General features: G+C 65.5%; 17 protein-coding genes. 7 read left to right on the forward strand and 10 right to left on the reverse strand.

The window, feature by feature from the left end; translation table 11 throughout:
- Positions 1-67 precede the first annotated feature (67 nt).
- From WBB14_RS11230 to WBB14_RS11245, 4 genes are all read right to left on the reverse strand, one after another.
- Positions 68-289, reverse strand: coding sequence for a hypothetical protein (locus WBB14_RS11230; RefSeq protein WP_424239892.1), 222 nt, complete (start codon positions 287-289; stop codon positions 68-70).
- Positions 290-406: 117 nt separating this feature from the next.
- The gene (locus WBB14_RS11235; RefSeq protein WP_424239893.1) at positions 407-1,498 is read right to left on the reverse strand and encodes an AI-2E family transporter; all 1,092 of its coding nucleotides are present in this window, start codon (positions 1,496-1,498) and stop codon (positions 407-409) included.
- Positions 1,499-1,552: 54 nt separating this feature from the next.
- Positions 1,553-2,266 carry a DUF3053 family protein gene (locus tag WBB14_RS11240; protein WP_424239894.1) on the reverse strand — a complete coding sequence of 238 codons (714 nt, stop codon included), beginning with the start codon at positions 2,264-2,266 and terminating at the stop codon, positions 1,553-1,555.
- A 146-nt stretch (positions 2,267-2,412) separates the two neighbouring features.
- Positions 2,413-2,928 (reverse strand): GNAT family N-acetyltransferase, encoded by a 516-nt coding sequence (locus WBB14_RS11245; protein WP_424239895.1) that lies wholly within the window; start codon positions 2,926-2,928, stop codon positions 2,413-2,415.
- 91 nt (positions 2,929-3,019) lie between these two features.
- On the opposite strand from WBB14_RS11245, the gene WBB14_RS11250 reads away from it, so the two are divergent.
- The 4 genes from WBB14_RS11250 (at position 3,020) to cml (ending at position 6,424) form a co-directional block, all read left to right on the forward strand.
- The gene (locus WBB14_RS11250) at positions 3,020-3,379 is read left to right on the forward strand and encodes a hypothetical protein (protein ID WP_424239896.1); all 360 of its coding nucleotides are present in this window, start codon (positions 3,020-3,022) and stop codon (positions 3,377-3,379) included.
- Positions 3,380-4,045: 666 nt separating this feature from the next.
- Positions 4,046-4,327: a hypothetical protein gene (locus tag WBB14_RS11255; protein WP_332012486.1), complete on the forward strand. Its 282-nt coding sequence runs from the start codon at positions 4,046-4,048 to the stop codon at positions 4,325-4,327.
- Between the two features lie 84 nt (positions 4,328-4,411).
- Entirely contained in the window at positions 4,412-5,104 is a 693-nt protein-coding gene (locus WBB14_RS11260; protein ID WP_424239897.1) for a cytochrome b/b6 domain-containing protein, read from the forward strand.
- Positions 5,105-5,236: 132 nt separating this feature from the next.
- The gene (gene cml, locus WBB14_RS11265) at positions 5,237-6,424 is read left to right on the forward strand and encodes a CmlA/FloR family chloramphenicol efflux MFS transporter (protein WP_424239898.1); all 1,188 of its coding nucleotides are present in this window, start codon (positions 5,237-5,239) and stop codon (positions 6,422-6,424) included.
- A 25-nt stretch (positions 6,425-6,449) separates the two neighbouring features.
- Here the strand turns inward: cml and WBB14_RS11270 are convergent, their stop codons facing one another.
- The 3 genes from WBB14_RS11270 to purB form a co-directional block, all read right to left on the reverse strand.
- The gene (locus tag WBB14_RS11270) at positions 6,450-7,223 is read right to left on the reverse strand and encodes a class I SAM-dependent methyltransferase (RefSeq protein ID WP_424239899.1); all 774 of its coding nucleotides are present in this window, start codon (positions 7,221-7,223) and stop codon (positions 6,450-6,452) included.
- A 129-nt stretch (positions 7,224-7,352) separates the two neighbouring features.
- Positions 7,353-7,811 carry a c-type cytochrome gene (locus tag WBB14_RS11275; RefSeq protein WP_013392590.1) on the reverse strand — a complete coding sequence of 153 codons (459 nt, stop codon included), beginning with the start codon at positions 7,809-7,811 and terminating at the stop codon, positions 7,353-7,355.
- Positions 7,812-7,868: 57 nt separating this feature from the next.
- Complete coding sequence (gene purB, locus WBB14_RS11280) at positions 7,869-9,245, reverse strand: adenylosuccinate lyase (protein ID WP_424239900.1); 1,377 nt, start codon at positions 9,243-9,245, stop codon at positions 7,869-7,871.
- 160 nt (positions 9,246-9,405) lie between these two features.
- Between purB and WBB14_RS11285 the strand changes: the two genes are divergently transcribed.
- Positions 9,406-10,014 carry a glutathione S-transferase gene (locus WBB14_RS11285; RefSeq protein WP_424239901.1) on the forward strand — a complete coding sequence of 203 codons (609 nt, stop codon included), beginning with the start codon at positions 9,406-9,408 and terminating at the stop codon, positions 10,012-10,014.
- Positions 10,015-10,184: 170 nt separating this feature from the next.
- Here WBB14_RS11285 and WBB14_RS11290 read toward each other — a convergent pair whose 3' ends face one another.
- The 3 genes from WBB14_RS11290 to gcvA all read right to left on the reverse strand — a co-directional run bounded on the left by WBB14_RS11290 (position 10,185) and on the right by gcvA (position 13,162).
- Positions 10,185-11,003: a sulfite exporter TauE/SafE family protein gene (locus WBB14_RS11290; RefSeq protein ID WP_424239902.1), complete on the reverse strand. Its 819-nt coding sequence runs from the start codon at positions 11,001-11,003 to the stop codon at positions 10,185-10,187.
- A gap of 106 nt (positions 11,004-11,109) precedes the next feature.
- The gene (mnmA, locus tag WBB14_RS11295; RefSeq protein ID WP_424239903.1) at positions 11,110-12,228 is read right to left on the reverse strand and encodes a tRNA 2-thiouridine(34) synthase MnmA; all 1,119 of its coding nucleotides are present in this window, start codon (positions 12,226-12,228) and stop codon (positions 11,110-11,112) included.
- A 7-nt stretch (positions 12,229-12,235) separates the two neighbouring features.
- Positions 12,236-13,162 carry a transcriptional regulator GcvA gene (gene gcvA / locus WBB14_RS11300; protein ID WP_424239919.1) on the reverse strand — a complete coding sequence of 309 codons (927 nt, stop codon included), beginning with the start codon at positions 13,160-13,162 and terminating at the stop codon, positions 12,236-12,238.
- Positions 13,163-13,354: 192 nt separating this feature from the next.
- Here gcvA and WBB14_RS11305 point away from each other — a divergent pair, with 192 nt between their 5' ends.
- Together WBB14_RS11305 and WBB14_RS11310 are read left to right on the forward strand one after the other, a co-directional pair.
- Entirely contained in the window at positions 13,355-14,344 is a 990-nt protein-coding gene (locus tag WBB14_RS11305) for a Bug family tripartite tricarboxylate transporter substrate binding protein (protein ID WP_424239904.1), read from the forward strand.
- Between the two features lie 67 nt (positions 14,345-14,411).
- Positions 14,412-15,287: an N-formylglutamate amidohydrolase gene (locus tag WBB14_RS11310; RefSeq protein WP_424239905.1), complete on the forward strand. Its 876-nt coding sequence runs from the start codon at positions 14,412-14,414 to the stop codon at positions 15,285-15,287.
- The last annotated feature ends 159 nt before the right edge of the window (positions 15,288-15,446 follow it).

The raw sequence follows: 15,446 nt of genomic DNA on the forward strand, positions 1-15,446 counted from the left end.
GCGTCAATACAGATGTGGTGAAAATAGCGCGTCCCCAATTTATTCAGAACGCGCGGCGCCTGTCGCCCTACTGATCTTCCAGATCCGGGGTGCCGGTGAACTGGGTCTTGAGCAGCGTCAGCGCCCCCTTCTCGGCCAGCGCCTCATTGGGGAACACGTGCTTGGTGTCTTCCAGTACTGGAAATCCGAAGACCCGCACCCGGGCGTGATAGCCCTCCGGGGTCTCGGCGAATTCAATGTCGAAGTTGCGTTCTTCGATCCAGCCCGATCGATGCAGTTTCCATTCCATATCCAACGCGCTCCCGAATAGTCGAGGTTGATACGAAAGGCCGGCCTCGGTGGAAGCCGGCGCTGCTACACCATACACCCGCCGGGCCGGGGCGGACCACCGAGCCGCCCTCCGCGCCTATTTTTCGACGCGCGGCTGGTCCTCGGCGCTGTCCGCCAATCCATCCACGGGCGGCGCAAACAGGTCCCAGCTAGCCATGAACAGCGCGGCGATCAGCGGGCCGATCACGAATCCGTTCAGGCCGAACAAGGCCATGCCGCCCAGCGTGGAGATCAGCACCACATAGTCGGGCATCTTGGTGTCCTTGCCGACCAGGATGGGGCGCAGCACGTTGTCCACCATGCCGATGACCAGCACGCCGAAAAGTATCAGCGCGACACCCTTGACCGTGGCGCCGGTCAAGAGGAAGTAGATCGCGACCGGCGCCCAGATCAGCCCCGCGCCTATCGCGGGCAGCAAGGACAGAAAGCCCATGATCACGCCCCACAGCAGCGCGCCCTGGATCGACAGGATCGAGAAGATGATGCCGCCCAGCGCGCCCTGCGCCGCCGCCACCGCGACGTTGCCCTTGACGGTGGCGCGCACGACGGTGGTGAACTTGCGCAGCAGATGCTGCTTGTGCGTGTCGCTCAGCGGCATGGCGCGCTTGAGCCGCGCCGACAGCAGCGGGCCGTCGCGCAACAGGAAGAACAGCAGATACAGCATGATGCCGAAGCTGATCACGAACTGGAACGTGTCCTGTCCGATGTTCAAGGCCTGGGTCGCCAGGAATTGGCTGGCCTGCATCGCGCCGGCGCTGAGCTTTTCCTGCAGGCTCGGTATGTCGGCCAGATCGAAGCGCGCCAGCAGATCATGCACCGACGGCGGCAGGGCCGCCATGGCCTGCTGGAAATAGGCGCCGAAGTTGATCTGCCCGGACTTGACGCTCTGATAGAGATTCGCGCCTTCGCGCACCAGCGATCCGCTGATGACGATGAGCGGCAGGATCACCAGCAGCAGCACCAGCAGCAAGGTGATCAGCGCGGCCAGGTTGCGCCGCCCGCCGATGCGCTGCACCAGCCGGCGCTGCAGCGGCGCAAAGATGATGGCAAGGACGGCGCCCCAGAAAACAGCGCCGTAAAAAGGCCACAACAACCAGCCGAAGGCGATGGTGACCACCACCAGCAGGAGCAGAAAGGTTCTGTAGTGCACGCTGGAAGATTGGCTCATATTCCGTCCCAGGCTCGGCTGACGCCGCGAGACCCGCATTGTACAAAGCGCCGTTCAACGGGCGTCCGGCGGCTGCCCGGCCGCTTGCAGCAGCACGGCGCGCGCGTGCTCCAGAACGTCCGACTGCGCGTTCAACCCCTGCAGGCGCAGGTTCAGTTCCTGCTGCAGAGTAAGCGTCGCGACACGCGCCTGCCCGTCCGCCAGCAAGATGTCCTGCGCATGGGCCTCCACGAAATCCGCCACGCCCAACGCATCGCGCGCCACTGCATCCATGGCGGCTGCGGCATCCAGCAGTTCGGCCGCCGGCGCCGTCACGGCTTCGTCATAAACGCCGTCATAGACGGGCGCGAGATCGGCCGGCAGCGCCAGCGCCGCCCGCGCCTTGTCCGCCTTGGCCTGGGCCTGCTGGACCTCGGCGGCCTGCTCGGCCAGCATTTTGCGCGCCGCCTCGAAGCGGGCCCGCCGTTCCACGATCTCGGCCACCGAGCGGATGGTCTCGACTTCCAGCACGCCGCGCATGGACACGGCCGCCTGCGCCATCGCATCCTGGAAATCGGCGATCACTTCGTAGGCATCGGCATAGCCGCCGACGGCCTCCTTTTCCGGCTCGCTCAGGATGCCTATGGGCAGCAGCGACGCGCTGCTCATCCGGCTTTGCAGCAGCTGGATGAACGCAACCCGCTCCTGGGGCTCCTTGTTGACACAAGCCGACAGAAACAGCATCGACGCCGTCGCCAGGCCCAGCAGGCAAGCTCGCAGCAGTGCCATGCCTATCCTCCTTGCATGCGGGTTCGCGGAACCGCGGCCGTCGGCGGCCGCTCTCCGGCAGATTATCCCGAAGGCGCTTCCTGCCGCCGCCAGCGGGCGGAATTTGTTGCTATCGAAGCGTGTTGACACAGGGTCCGCCGCCCGCATCATGGCGCCAGGGGATACGTCATCGCGCAGCGCCGCGCGGGGTCAAAGCCCATGGCAACCTCGTGGCGCAAACGCGCCCGCAGCCCCGGCGTAAGGTCCGCCGCCGGCACCTCCGCAAAGCCTTGCCGCAGGTAAAACGGCCGGTTCCAGGACAATTCGCGGTCGGTGGTCAGCACCACGGACCGGTAGCAGCCCGCAGAACGAGCGTGGGCGCATACGGCGCAAAGCAGCGCCCGCCCCAGGCCGCGGCCCTGCCACGGCAAGGCGACCGCCATCTCGGCCAGGTAGAGATCGCCATCCATGGGCCGGGTCAGCGCAAAGCCTGCGGGCAGGCCCTCGCCCTCTGCGATCCACAGCAGGCCGGCCGCCAGCGCCTGCGCCAGCTCGGCCAGCGGCGCCGTATCGTCGCCGGCGGCCCAGGCCATGTGCGTGTCCAGGAACCGCCGCGCGGCGGAACGTTCGATATCGGCCAGGCTGGCCAAGTCTGAAGGTCGTGCGAGTCTTATCATAGGCATGGCAGTATGCCTCATGCGGCCCCGCCGCCCGATCCCATAAAATGGCGTCTTCGGCCGCGATGGCCCCCGCAACACAGGCTCGCCCCAAACCATGACTCAAACCGCCACCTCCGATACCTGGGGCTTTGCCCATCCCGATTGCCGCGGCGCGGCCGCCCTGCTGTTCTTCATGAACGACCTGGCGCGGGTGGTCAACCAGTACCTGAGTCCTGGCCAGTTGTCCGCTGAAGCGCTGGCCGACGCGCAGAAGGCGGTCGACGCCTTGCTGGCCCGCTACGTGGAAATCCAGGCCGCCCCCGAGGCCTTCGACAACGAGCGCATCGAACTCGCGCTGGAAACCGAGAGCCAGCCGGACGGCCAGACCAGCGCGCAGGTCGCCTTGCGCATGTCCGCGCGCCTGGAAGGCCTCATCATCGAAGCCCAGCGCCAGGCCCGCCCCACCTCTCATTAAGGGACAGATAAGGGGAGGACTCTTCCTCCCCTACCACAAAACGCTTGCAAAAAGAGTTGGCTGCCAGTATCATCAATGGTTGAGTTCTGCGGTTTGCGCCAATTTCCATTCGAAAATAAAACGGCGCGGGTTCTGAAGGCTGAGCATCGGCCCTTCCCCAGACACAAAGCAGACCTCACAAAGTAGGTCCAAAAAAAGACCCAAAAGACCCAAAACACCCAAGCCCGAGCATTCCATCCCGTTTGCGAAGAACGCAAATCCGGATCGCGGCCTGGAACAAAACGCCTTCACCAAACCGCCGGTCCGGCTTGGCAAGAAGCAACAAGACAATCAGCGGCGCCTGCAACACGCGCAAGCGACAAGTACCGATAATCGCGCCGCAATCGCCAGGGCCAGCACGCCCTGCATGAATCCTCGGACCCCTGCATGCCTCGCGCATCGCACAGCCCGAAATGATGCCGTCCCGGACTGATGGACAGCGTCGCGCCGTCAGCCCGTGCGCGCAAAAACATGAGAATGCGCAAAGGGTCGGCGGCAAATATGCGTTAGTGTCACCACACGCCCGCCATATTAGATGCGGCTGGCAGCGGCATGCGGCAGGATTGCCGCGCGTCATGTGGCCTGACGCGGCTTTTCACATAACTAGAAACCAAGAGAACAAACACCATGAATACTCGTTTCACTACCTCGGACCTGATCCGACGCCCGGCCCACACCATGCTGGACAACACGCCGATCCATATCGGCGACATCGTTTACCTGCAACCCGCGAATGGCCCGGAAATCCGCGCCAAGGTCATCTACAACGCGCCGATCAACGGCACGACGACCTACACGACCGAAGTCGTGCCTTGCGGAGCGCCTGCGCAAGAGGCTCCTGGCCAACGCATCCGCTTCCGCCATGAGCACGTGCATCGCATCGTGCCGGCGCGCCGCAATACCCACTGAAGCAGTACCCCGCCCCGTTGCTCCCGCAACGGGGCAATTTGTGCGTGATAAAGTCCCCGGCAATACAGCCCTGGCGATCCCCCCATGCAGAATAATCGTCTCCCGGTCCATATCTGGGACCTCCCCACTCGTCTATTCCACTGGGCGCTGGTCGCCTGTATCGTCGGCGCATTCGTCAGCGTCAAGCTGGGCGGCCTGTACATGGATTGGCATGTGCGCTTCGGCTGCGCGGCGCTGGGCCTGATCCTGTTCCGCCTGCTGTGGGGATTCTTCGGCCCCCGCTACGCCCGCTTCACGCAGTTCGTACGCGGGCCGGCCGCCGTGGCCCGGTACCTGAAGGGCGCAGCCGCGCCCGCCGGCCATAATCCGCTGGGCGCGCTGTCGGTGCTGGCGCTGCTGCTGGTCATCGGCTCCCAGGCGGTCAGCGGCCTGTTCACCACCGACGACATCATGACGCAGGGCCCGCTGTTCGGGCACGTCAGCGAAACCGTGGCGGCCGCCATGACTTCCTGGCACAAGCTCAATGAGTGGGTCATCCTGACCCTGGTCGCCCTGCATCTCGCCGCGGTGCTCTGGTACGCGCTGGTGCGCCGCAAGCGCCTGGTACGCGCCATCATCACGGGCAAGGTCGACGCCAAGGACGTGCCCGCCGGCACGCCGCCCACGCAGGACGGCTTTGCCGTCTGGCTGCGCGCCCTGGTGCTGGGCGCCTGCGTCACGGGCCTGGTGCTGTGGATCCGGTCGCTGGAAGTGGCGGCCGATATGTCCTTTTCCTGACGCCCATGAGCACCGCCAAGCAAGCAGACAAGTAAGCCGCAACAACTCGCTTTTTTCGGTTGTTGCGGCGTTCTCGAGACTCCATCCGCTCAAGGAGAGCGCCGCCTGATCCTTCCTGAAGGAGATGGTTTCGTGCGCTCAAATGATTCTTCCTGGCGGCTCTCCCTTGCCGCCACGCTCTTCCTGCTGTCGCCGTTCGATCTGCTGGCATCGCTGGGCATGGACATGTACTTGCCCGTGGTGCCCTTCATGGCCGATGCGCTCGGCACCGGCGCCGCGACGGTCCAATGGACCTTGACGGCTTACCTGGTTCTGCTTGGAGCCGGCCAGCTTGTCTTCGGCCCGCTGTCGGACCGGCTGGGCCGCCGCCCCGTCTTGCTCAGCGGCGGCCTGGCCTATATCGCCGCCTCGTTCGGCCTCGCCACCACCTCGTCCCCAGACCTATTCCTGGGCCTGCGCATCCTCCAGGCCTGCGGGGCCGCGGCATGCCTCGTCGCCACCTTCGCCACCGTGCGCGACGTTTACTCGGGCCGCAAGGAAAGCCACGTCATCTACGGTTTGCTCGGGTCCATGCTGGCGATGGTGCCTGCGGCAGGCCCGCTACTGGGCGCGCTGGTCAGCGCCTGGCTGGGATGGCGCGCCATCTTCGGCCTGCTGGGAATGGCGATGACCGGAGCGGTCATCGCGGCCTGGCTGCTATGGCCCGAGACCAGAAGGCAAGGAGACGCCGGTCCACAGTGGTCGCGACTCCTGTCACCCCTTAGACGCCGGAGCTTCTGGCTCTACACGCTGTGCTACAGCGCCGGGATGGGCAGCTTCTTTGTCTTTTTCTCGACCGCGCCCTGGCTGATGATGGGCCGCCAAGGGCTGTCACAGCTTGGCTTCAGCCTGCTATTCGCGACCGTGGCGATTGCAATGATGGTGACTGCGCGACTCATGGGCCGGCTTATCCCTCGCTGGGGGAGCCTGAAAACGCTGAGGATGGGAATGGGCTGCCTGATCTCGGGAGCCCTCGCCCTCGCCCTCACCGAGCTGTGGGCGCCCAATTCGGCTTTGGGCCTGATCGCCCCGATGTGGCTGGTCGGCGCCGGCATCGCCTCGGCAGTCTCCGTGGCGCCGAACGGCGCACTTCAGGGTTTCGACCAGATGGCGGGAACCGTCACTGCGGTCTACTTCTGCCTGGGCGGGCTGATACTGGGTGGTCTTGGAACCCTCGCCATCACGCTCTTTCCGAGCGGGACCAGTTGGCCGATCATCGCCTATGGCCTGAGCCTCGCCGCAGCGGTACTCTGCCTGTCCTGCGCCCGCAAGCGCGATTGAAGCCTCCCTCGGTCCGCAGGCAGCGTCACTGCTCGCGGACCGGACCCGCCCCACGCCGCGCTTCGATCAAATGCCTGGCCGAGTGCGCCACGAACGGCTCTCCCCGGCGCATGCCTTCATCCAACGCCAGCAGCGGATCACGGTACTTCCACGCCGAAAAACCCGGCACCCACCACACGCACTTGCGCAAAATCCAGACCACGGCGCCCACGTCGTGGAACACCATCCGGCAGCGCGCCGTGCGCAAATCCGTCACGGTCAGCCCTGCGGCCAAGGCGTCGGCGGCTTCACCCTGCGGATCGCGCAGGCGCCGTTCCTGCGGCAATGGCCCGAGAAAATACTCAATCAGTTCGAAGGCTGAAGCCGGCCCCACATGCTGCGCAAAGTAAGATCCGCCCGGTTTGAGCACGCGATGGATCTCCGCCCAGTCCGGACTCACGGGATGCCTGGACGTCACCAATTCGAACGAGGCGTCAGCGAACGGCAACGCGGCGCCGTGCTCGGTCTGCACCACCTGCACGCCGCGCGCGGCCAGGCGCTCATGAGCTTTCCTGGCATTGGGCGGCCAGGCTTCGGTCGCGTGCATGACCGGCGGAAATCCGGAGGCCTCGGCCAGCACCTCGCCACCGCCCGTGTCCAAATCCAGCGCCGACTGCGCACTGGCCAGGCGCTGCGCGAGCCGCCCGGCATAGCCCCAAGGCGGGCGCTCCTCGGAGGCCCGCCCCGACAGCCAGTCGAAGCCCCAACCGCCCACGTCGGCAGCTTCGGCCTCGGCCACCAGATTCTCAAAGGACTTCATGCGATCTCCCTTGAACGGGATGCACCCATGGTCGGAGGACCGCAGCCACACCCTGCAATGACGAAAAAAAAGCGCCAACGATTCCGCTGGCGCCTCTTTGCCCACATGCCGCCCGCGGACGGCCGGCGCTTACTTCTTCTTGCGGTACGAGTCGTGGCAGGCTTTGCAGCTTGCGCCGACATCGCCGAACGCGGCGCGCAGCTTGTCCAGGTCGCCGGCATCGGCGGCAGCCGACAGCTTGACGATGTTGTCCTGGAAGGCTTGCTGCTTCTGCTTGAAGCCCGCGGCGTCGCTCCAGACTTCAGGACGCGCATCGCCGCCCTCGGTGCCTGCGCCGAAAGCCGTCCACGGCAAGGCCGACAAGGTCTTCAGCACTTCCACATTGGCCTTGATCTGCGCGGCGTCATAGGGCTGCTGGCCCTTGACCACCGGCGCCATGCGGCCGAAGTGGGAAGCCATCAGCGTCAGCGCCGACTGGCGGTACTTGACCGCATCTTCGGGCTTGGCGAACTGCGCGGACGCGCTCGTCGCCAGCAGGGGCCCAACCGTCATACAGGCCAACGCGGCGAGCGTGGACAACTTCTTCATTGCAATCTCCCGTAAGTTCAACAGAGGCCGCGCGCCCCCAGGCGCGCGGCAAGGCGACTATACCGCCCGGGCCAAGTCGGCGGCCAGCCCGATATAGGAGCGTGGGGTCATCGCCAGCAGGCGAGCCTTGGGCTCTTCGGGCAGGGCCAGGCCCTGGATGAATTCTCGCAGGCGTTCCTCGGTGATGCCCTTGCCGCGCGTCAAAGCCTTGAGCTGTTCGTACGGCTGCGGCAGGCCATAGCGGCGCATGACGGTCTGCACCGGTTCGGCCAGCACTTCCCAGCACGCGTCGATGTCGGCGTCGATGGCGGCGGTGTTGACTTCCAGCTTGCCCAGGCCGCGCATGCAGGCATCCCAGGCCACCAGGCAGTAGCCCAAGCCCACGCCGAGGTTGCGCAGCACGGTGGAATCGGTCAGGTCGCGCTGCCAGCGGGAGATCGGCAGCTTGTCGGCCAGGTGGCGCAGCACGGCGTTGGCCAGGCCCAGATTGCCTTCGGAGTTTTCGAAGTCGATCGGGTTGACCTTGTGCGGCATGGTGGAGGAACCGACCTCGCCTTCTTTCAGGCGTTGCTTGAAGTAGCCCAGCGCCACGTAGCCCCAGACGTCGCGGTCCAGGTCCAGCACGATGATGTTGGCGCGCGTGATGGCGTCAAACAGGGCCGACATCCAGTCGTGGGGTTCGATCTGGATGGTGTGGCGATTCTGGGTCAGGCCCAGGCCGGCCAGCACGCGCTGGCTGAAGGCGGGCCAGTCGATCTCGGGGTAGGCCGAGAGGTGGGCGTTGTAGTTGCCGGTAGCGCCGTTCAGCTTGGCCAGCGGTTCGACGGCCTCGACGGCGGCGATGGCGCGGTTCAGGCGCGCGGCCACGTTGGCGAATTCCTTGCCCAGGGTGGTCGGGCTGGCCGGCTGGCCGTGCGTGCGCGACAGCATGGGCTGGTCGGCCTGGGCCACCGCCATGTCGTTCAGCTTGGCGGCCAATTCGCGCAGGCGCGGCACCACGACTTCGTTGCGGGCGCGGGTCAGCATCAGCGCGTGCGAGGTGTTATTGATGTCCTCGGAGGTGCAGGCGAAGTGGATGAACTCGGCGGCGCGGGCCAGCTCGGCGTCGTCGGCCACCTTTTCCTTCAGCCAGTATTCCACGGCCTTGACGTCGTGGTTGGTGACGCGTTCGATGTCCTTGATGCGGGCCGCGTCCGTTTCCGAGAAGTCGCGCACCAACTGTTGCAGGCGGGCACGGGCAGCTTCGGAGAAGGCGGGCAGTTCCGGCAGGCCGGCGTCGGACAGCGCGATCAGCCAGGCCACCTCGACTTCAACGCGGTGGGCCATGAAGCCGGCTTCAGAGAGCAAGCCGCGCAGCGCGTCGCCCCGGGAAGCGTACCGGCCATCCAATGGCGAAAGGGCGTTGAGTTGGCTGAGCTGATCGGCGATTTGCATGGTGTGGAAGAGAAAAAGCGAAGAATGAGCGAATCGGGCGATTTTATCATCCGGAAGCACGCAACATTGTGGCAAACTGACGAAGATTCCGGCCTCTTGGCCGTCTGCCGTCATGCGGCCTGCTATACTTCGGCCGCTTTCCGACTCCGCTTGTGACTCCATGAAACTGATCGGCTCGCTTACCAGTCCTTACGTGCGCAAAGTGCGTATCGTCATGGCCGAGAAAAAGCTGGACTACCGGCTTGAACTCGAAAACGTCTGGTCCGCCGACACGCAGATCCAAACGTACAACCCGCTGGGCAAGGTACCTTGCCTGGTCATGGAAGATGGCGGCGCCCTCTTCGATTCGCGCGTCATCGTCGAATACGTCGACACCCTGTCTCCTGTCGCCCGCCTGATTCCTCAGCCGGGGCGCGACCGTGCGGCCGTCAAGTGCTGGGAAGCCATCGCCGACGGCCTGCTCGACGCCTGCGTGACCATCGTCAAGGAAAACCAGCGTGCCGAGGCCCAGCGCAGCCCCGAATGGATCGAGCGCCAGTACTCCAAGATCCACGCCAGCCTCGACGCCATGAACAAGAGCCTGGGCGACAACGCCCACTGCATGGGCATCAACTACAGCCTGGCCGACATCGCCGTCGGCTGCGCGCTGGGCTACCTGGACTTGCGTTTCGCCGCGCTCGACTGGCGCACCAACCACCAGAACCTGGCCCGCCTGTACGACAAGCTGTCGCAACGCCAATCGTTCGTCGACACAGTACCGGTGGTGTAGTCCCCCCGAGGCGCTGCGCGCCTCCCCCCAGGGGGCGCCGCTACGGACCGGCGGAGCCGGATCCGTGCGGCCCCGCTTCTCGTAGGCGGCGCCTCTACTCCGCCTACGGTTCTGTTCCGCCTACGCTTGCGCGTCGGCTGCGCCTATCCATCGGCGCAGCCGTACCCCCCTTAGCTAGTAAACGTCTGCCAGGCCTTGAACAGCATGTACGCGGCCAGCGCGAACAGCAGGCAGGCGAACACGCGCTTCAGAGTCTGCACCGGCAGGCGGTGCGCCATGCGCGCGCCCAGCGGCGCCGTCAGCACGCTGGTGCATACCAGCGCAATCAACGCCGGCCAGTAGATGTAGCCCAGCATGCCGGGACGCGATTCGCCCGAGTTCAACCCCGACACCACGTAACCCACGCTATTGGCCAGCGCGATGGGAAAGCCCAGCGCCGCCGAGGTCGACACCGCGTTGTGCAAGGCTACGTTGCACCAGACCATGAAGGGCACCGACAGGAAGCCGCCGCCCGCGCCCACCAGGCCTGACAGAAAGCCGATGCCCGCCCCCGCCGCGCTGGTGCCCACCACGCCCGGCATTTGGCGACTGGGCTTGGGCTTCTTGTTCTGCAGCATGCTCCAGCCGGAATAGCCGACGAACAGCGCGAAGAACAGCGACAGCCACAGCGTGCTGAGCGCGGCGAACACCGCGCCGCCGGACAGCAGGCCGCCGATGATGATGCCCGGCGCCATGGCCCAGACGATGTTCCATTTGATCGTGCCGCGCTGCTGGTGCGCCCGCACGCTCGAAATGGAAGTGAACAGGATCGACGTCATCGACGTGGCGATGGCGGCGTGCACCACCAGATCGGCAGGCATGCCCTTCCAGGCGAACAGCATCGTCAGGAAAGGCACCAGCAGCATGCCCCCGCCTATGCCCAGCAGGCCCGCGGCAAAACCCACCACGCCGCCCAGCACCAGCAGGCAAATCACCATCGTTACATCCACAACTGTCTCCTCTTTCTTCTTGGTAATGAACAAAGCCCCACGGGCCGCGCCCGAGGGGCTTTGATTGAAGTCTGCGCACGCCGCGCGGCGGATGCCGGCGCGGCGCCTACAGGATGATGCCGCCGCCCAGGCAAACCTCGCCATCGTAAAGCACGGCGGACTGTCCGGGGGTAACCGCCCACTGCGGCTCGGTAAAACTCAGGCTGAAAGTGCCGTCGACGGCGCCGTCCAATTTGCAGGCCGCATCGGCCTGCCGGTAACGCGTCTTGGCGCCGTACGCACCGGCGGCCGGCGCGTGGCCGGCGACCCAGCTGGCGTCCTGCGCCCGCAATTCGCCCGACAGCAGCCAGGGGTGGTCGTGTCCCTGCACCACGTAGAGCACATTGCGTTCCAGGTCCTTGCGCGCCACGTACCAGGCTTCGGCCGTGCCGTCCTCGCGCTGGCGCCCCTTCACCCCGCCCACGCCCAGGCCCTTGCGCTGGCCCAGCGTGTAGAACGACAGCCCTTCGTGGCGGCCGACCTTCTGCCCTTCCGGCGTCATGATCGGACCCGGCTCGGTCGGCAGGTAGCGGTTCAGGAATTCCCTGAACGGCCGCTCGCCGATGAAGCAGATGCCGGTGGAATCCTTCTTGGCGGCGTTATGCAGGCCGATCTCGTGGGCAATGCGCCGCACTTCGGTCTTGTGGATCTCGCCCAGCGGGAACATGGTGCGCGACAGCTGCGCCTGGTTCAGGCGATGCAGGAAGTAGCTCTGGTCCTTGGACGCGTCCAGCGCCTTGAGCAGCTGAAACTGCGTGCGGCCGCCCTCGGCCGGCACCTCGCGCACCCGCGCGTAATGGCCGGTGGCGATGTGCTCGGCGCCCAGCTCCATGGCGTGGTCGAGAAAGGCCTTGAACTTGATCTCGGCGTTGCACAGCACGTCCGGATTGGGCGTGCGGCCCGCGGAGTACTCGCGCAGAAACTCCGCGAACACGCGATCCTTGTATTCGGCGGCGAAATTGACGAACTCGAACTCGACGCCGACCAGGTCCGCGACGCTGGCGGCGTCCAGCAGGTCCTGGCGGGTGGAACAGTATTCGGAATCGTCGTCGTCTTCCCAGTTCTTCATGAACAGGCCGACGACCTCGTAGCCTTGCTGCTTGAGCAGCCAGGCGGTGACCGAAGAATCGACCCCGCCGGACATGCCGACGACAACGCGGCCTTTCTTGGTGGTTTTTGAACTCATGATGGGTCTATTTTAGATCGGACACGGCATCTTCCCGCGGCTGCGGCTCAGCCGCCCGCGACACTTCCATCAGCCAGGTGCGAAAAGCCTGCAAGGTGGGCAGATTGGCTTTCTGCTCTGGATAGCACAGGTAGTAGCCCATGCGCGCCCGGATCGGCAGCTGGATCGCGACGGCCAGTTTGCCGTCGCGCAGCTCGTCCTCGATCAGGCAGCGCGGAATCAGCGCCACGCCGAAGCCGGCCGCGGCCGCCTGCGACAGCAGCGCATACTGGTCGAAGCGCGCGCCTTCCAGGCTGCGCCGGGTATCGCAGCCAGCCTGCTCGAACCAGTCGCGCCAGCCGTCCAGCGCCGAGGTGTGGTGCAGCAGCGGATAAGCCAGCAGGTCGGCCGGCGCGGCACAGCCGCCCGGAATCAGGCGCGGGCTGCAAACCGGCAGGATTTCGCGGCCGACGATGTAGTCCGCCCCGCTGCCCGGCCAGATGCCCTCGCCGAAACGCACGGCGGCGTCCAGCTCGGGCGTCGAAAAGTCATAGCCCTGCCGGTGGGGCAGGAACTCGACATGGATGTCCGGCCGCAAGCGCATGAAGGCGGTCAGGCGCGGGATCAGCCAGCGCGCGCCGAAGGTCGGCATACAGGTCAGGTTGAGCGTGCCCCCCTGCCCCTGGTGCGCGATCAGCTCCACGGTGGCGGCTTCGATCTGCCCCAGGCCGGCCTGGATCTTGGTGAGATAGCTGCGTCCCGCCTCGGTCAGGACCAGGCCTTGCCTGATCCGCAGGAATAGTTCGATGCCGACGAACTCCTCCAAATGTTTCACTTGCTTACTGACCGCGCCCTGGGTGACACACAACTCCTGGGCCGCGCGCGTGAAACTACTATGTCTCGCGGCGACTTCAAACGCCTGGAGATCCGTAAGAGAAGGACAGAAACGCCGCATGGATGGGGTACGCAAATTGTTTCAGGCCGCCCAGTCAAAACAGCCCTGTTCCGGGCCGCCGCGAAAAGAGGCATGAAAAAAACTCATAGCTTACGGAGAAACTTTCGTTTGCGCAAACCCGACCGCCAGGAAAGAATCGTTGCGTTTGCGTCTGCCTTTGCGCATCCGCTTTCCAATTCATTAGGGGAATCCATGCAACGCCGTAATGTAGTACTGGGCCTGTGCGTCGCCGCCGCGACCCTGGCCACCCCGCTGACCTCGGGCATCGCGCACGCTGAAGACGCATATCCGACCAAGCCCATCCGCCTGATCGTTCCGTTCCCGCCCGGAGGCACCACCGACATCGTCGGCCGCCTGTTCGCGGACAAGCTGGGCAAGGAACTGGGCCAGACCGTCGTGGTGGAAAACCGCGGCGGCGCCGGCGGCTCGATCGGCAGCGCCTTCGTCGCCAGCAGCGCGCCGGATGGCTATACGCTGGGCATCGCGACCGTCAGCACCCACGGCATCAACCCGGCCATCTACCCGAACCTGCCGTTCGATGGCGAGAAGGACTTCACGCCCATCTCGAACCTGGCGGCCGTGCCCAACATCATGACCATCAACCCGAAGGTCCAGGCCAAGAACATCGCCGACTTCATCAAGCTGGCCAAGAGCGAGCCGGGCAAGCTGACCTACGCGTCGGCCGGCAACGGTTCGGTCTCGCACATGATGGGCGAACTGTTCAAGATGGCTTCGGGCACCAACCTGATGCACGTACCGTACCGCGGCGTGGGTCCGGCGCTGAACGACGCGCTGGCCGGCCAGGTCGACGTCATGTATGACAACCTGCCCTCGACCCTGCCGCACGTGCAGTCCGGCCGCCTGATCGCCATGGCCGTCGCCTCGCCCAAGCGCGTGGCCAGCCTGCCCGACGTGCCCACGTTCGCCGAAGCCGGCCTGCCCGCCGTGAACGACGCGTCCTGGTTCGGCCTGGTGGCCCCCGCCAAGCTACCCCAGCCCGTGCTGGACAAGCTGAACGCCGCCGTGCAGAAGGTCAGCGCCGAAGCCGACGTCAAGACCCGCCTGGAAGCCCTGGGCGCCGCGCCGGCCGCCAACACCCCGGCCGAATTCGCGGCGCAGATCTCGGCTGAAATCGCCAAGAACAAGCGCATCGCCAAAGAAGCCAACGTGAAGATCGACTAAGCGATCTTCGGTCCCCGCGCGCCCGCGGTGCGCGGGGACCTCCGATTCACGAACGCAATACCCCCATATGCGAATTACCCAACCCCTGTCCTACCGGCTCGACCTCCCGCAGCAATATCCTGATTCGGACTCCTCGGCCCCACTCGTGCTGGACTCCCCGCACAGCGGCACCGCCTACCCCCCCGATTTCGCGGCTGCGGTGGACTTTGGCGCCTTGCGCACCGCCGAGGACACCTGGGTTGACGACCTGTGGGGCGACGCCTTGGACATGGGCGTGCCGATGATTGCCGCGGCGTTTCCGCGCGCCTACATCGACGCCAACCGCTCGCCCGACGAAATCGACGAATTGCTGCTGGACGAGGCCTGGCCCGACACCATCAACGCTTCGCCCAAGGTCAAGCTGGGCAAGGGCCTGATCTGGCGCATGCTGGACGACGGCACGCCGCTCTACAACCGCAAGCTGACGGTAGCGGAAGTGCGCCACCGCATCGACGCCTGCTGGAAGCCTTACCACGCCGCGCTGGGCCAGGTGCTGGACGCCGCCCACCAGAAGTTCGGCAAGGTCTGGCACATCAACTGCCATTCCATGCCCAGCGTCGCCGGCGCCTATGCCACCGACCGCCCCGGCCTGGTGCACCCCGACTTCGTGCTGGGCGACCGCGACGGCAGCACCAGCGACCCGGCCTTCCGCGAGTTCATCGCCGCCTGGCTGCGCCAACGCGGCTACAACGTCACCGTCAACGACCCCTACAAGGGCGTGGAACTGGTGCGCGCCTTCGGCCGCCCCGAAGAAGGCCGCCACAGCCTGCAGATCGAAATCAACCGCAAGCTCTACATGGACGAAGTCTCGCTGCGTCCTTCCGAAAACTACGGCCGCCTGAAGGCCGATCTGCGCGAACTCACCGCCGCGCTGATCACCTGGACTCGCGCGCAAACGGCTTGACGCCGGACGTTTGCGCGCCCGTGCCGGCCGGCACAAAAGTCAGACCGGCCGGAGCAGTTGGGTTGCAAGACCCCAGCCCCATGGTTCGCCATGGGGCTTTTTTTTGCGCGCACCACTCATTGTTTTAAGAGGGTGTTGGCATCGCCCAACATCTTGGTC

It is taken from the genome of Achromobacter sp. (assembly GCF_049647645.1).
Taxonomy (GTDB): domain Bacteria; phylum Pseudomonadota; class Gammaproteobacteria; order Burkholderiales; family Burkholderiaceae_B; genus Achromobacter.